2 protein-coding genes are annotated in these 2,544 nt (G+C 41.5%); one reads left to right on the top strand and one right to left on the bottom strand.

All coding sequences use genetic code 11. The annotated features are described in order from the left end of the window. Positions 1-371: WD40 repeat domain-containing protein (locus PX484_RS17860; protein ID WP_502882763.1), on the top strand; the 371-nt coding region annotated here is incomplete at its 5' end. Between the two features lie 497 nt (positions 372-868). Here the strand turns inward: PX484_RS17860 and PX484_RS17855 are convergent. Continuing rightward, positions 869-2,209, bottom strand: a complete 1,341-nt coding sequence (locus tag PX484_RS17855) for an AAA-like domain-containing protein (protein WP_287669337.1) — start codon at positions 2,207-2,209, stop codon at positions 869-871. Positions 2,210-2,544: the final 335 nt, after the last annotated feature.

The following is a 2,544-nucleotide window of genomic DNA, read 5'->3' as shown; positions in this document are numbered from 1 at the left end:
ATTGGTTTGGAGGTATTTTATCGGTAGATTTCGGCAGTAATAACAAATTTTTAGCCAGTGGCAGCAAAGACAAAACTATTAAAATCTGGGATATTAAAAGAGGGACAGAGGTAAAAACTCTCAGCGAACATAGTGATCATATCAATTCAGTTAGTGTTAGTCCTAATAATCAACTATTAGCCAGTGGTAGTGATGATAAAAGCTTAAAATTATGGGATTTAAAAGCAGGAAAAGCCATTATTTCTATTCCCCATCCCCAGAAAATCTATTCGGTTTGTTTTAGTCCCGATGGTAATTATATCGCCACGGCCTGCCAAGACAAAATCGTGAGAGTTTATGCCACTTCCGAACTACAATCTTTAGCAAGTTGAGCAATCTTTGAGCGGGTGCATCTCATTTTTGTAAATCTACTAAGTTGGAATTTTTAAAGGGAAACTATCTGCCAAAATTGATCGTTACTTCCGATTTTATTCCTCAATCCAAGCTTTTGGGGGGTAGAACCCCCCAAACCCCTAGGGTTGATTCATAGTAGGGTTGATTCATAGTAGGGTTGATTCATAGTAGGGTTGATTCATAGTAGGGTTGATTCATGGTAGGGTTGATTCATGGTAGGGTTGATTCATGAATCAACCCTACCCAAACCCCGGAGCGCATGAGCTTTTCGGTGGGATGCTTACACGCGGCTGCTGATATATTTGTAATAATTTAAGAGTCACTGATAATTGCTGATTGTCGATATTTCTGCAAATGTGATAGTAAATCCGGTTATTAAAAACTGATTATTTATTCCCCTTTGCATGAGTGCCTCTTGCATGAGTGCCTCTCCTCGTAACTAGCCTGTACTCAACGGATTTAGTATAATTATCTACTAGAGATCGCTGCCGGTCTGTTCTTCTCGGAAGTAAAGCTGATATAATTGACAGCTAGGCTGGGCTAGATCGCCTTTTAACTGAATTAAACCCATACTTTCCAGTTTATAGGCAGTAATCGGTTCTAATCGCACTCCCTTATCGGAAGAATTAACCACTTCCCCCATCGCTGTCAATAATTCCGGCTGTTTTTGCAGATTATCCCAGTGATGACGCAGGTGTGCCGCATAAATTCCCCCCTGGGTAGCAGCATTAGGGAGAATATTTTTTTCCTCGCGCACCCGCGCTTCCAGGGCCAAACGGCTAAGATAGGGATGACCAGCGACTAGAGCAATTAAATCGCTAAGAAAACGCTGATTATCATCATTTTTAGGCAATCCGTAGCTAATAGCCAAGTTTTCCAGTTGTTCGAGGCTAAAACCGGGTAATTTAATCGCGCGGCCGACATTAAAGGGAGATTGATTAGCGTCCAATTGAATATAGATTTCCGTGGAATTAGCAATCGCTAACCGCAAATTCTGCCAGATTTCTAAATTATTAGCTTCTTCGTGCCAACAGCGCAAAAGCGGCAGAAAATCCCTAGCGATGTCGGGATACTCGAAAATTCTGTCTAAATTATCTAGGGCCAAAAAGAGCGGCCCGTTAATCTGTTCCAAAAGATAGGACTGAAAATAGGTTTGACAACTGATTAAACTGCCAAATAGTTCCTCATCCCAATATTCATCTAATTGGGGCTTTAAACCCAATTCTCGGCTGACATTTGCCGAAAACCAGCGACAAAATCGGTCTAAACTGGCAAACATCGCCTTTTCTGCCACTTGACAATTAATATAAACTGTGCTATGTCCCCAACTATCTGCCTGAGCGAGCAGGTGTTTAAGCAGAGAAGTTTTACCGGTCTTTTCGGGGGATTTAATGCGAATGAGTGACCCTGGGCGATTAATTTCTTGATAACAGTCGCTTTCGACGGGAGGGCGGCTAATATAACTATCTATAACCGATTTTTCTGCTAGTATCGGGGCGGGTTGATTTCTCCATTCAGGATATTTGATATCTTTGAACCATTCCCGGAGGATTTGGAACTTACCCGGCCCTTTACTACCTAATTCTAGTTCGGGACAGCCATTATCTTTATCTGCCGAGAAATAGCTATAGATTTTAGTCATTTGTTTTTTATAGGTTTCATGGCTGGCGGCCTCGGCCATTTCCCAAATTTCCTCATCCGGTTTGCGCCAATTTTCGTAGGCAAAACGAACTAAAAAAATCTCCTTTAATTTGCCTTGAACACCGTATTCTCTGGCTAGATGTTTGAGAAACTCGTCCCATCCCTGTGGTTTCATCCCGTTCTACTTTATTCTACTTATATGCCCTTTTTTTCCATGTTAACCCCTTTTTCCCTCTTGGCAATGGGACTGACATCCGAGCGGAAAAACCCTATGGTAAAAATAGGTCAATTACCTGATGGTGCTTAAGGGAGTAAAACCATGAAAATCTCGTTAACCTTGTTTGTTCTGGTCTCCTTGCTGTTAGGTTCTCTTCCTCACACTTTAGCGGTTAATAGTCAAGATAACCATTTTGACCGTTCCTCTTCGCCGCTAATTTTACAAAACCGTGACTGTAAGGGTGATAAGGACGATAATTGCAATTAGTCCTGATTATCTCGGTTAAGGTTGTT

Source organism: Microcystis sp. M49636_WE2 (assembly GCF_030065375.1).
Classification (GTDB): Bacteria; Cyanobacteriota; Cyanobacteriia; order Cyanobacteriales; family Microcystaceae; genus Microcystis; species Microcystis aeruginosa_C.
This window is presented reverse-complemented; position numbering and strand designations above follow the sequence as displayed.

Coding starts and splice junctions, on each gene's coding strand:
- PX484_RS17855 (WP_287669337.1), bottom strand. CDS start 2,209: ATGAAACCACAGGGATGGGACGAGTTTCTCAAACATCTAGCCAGAGAA.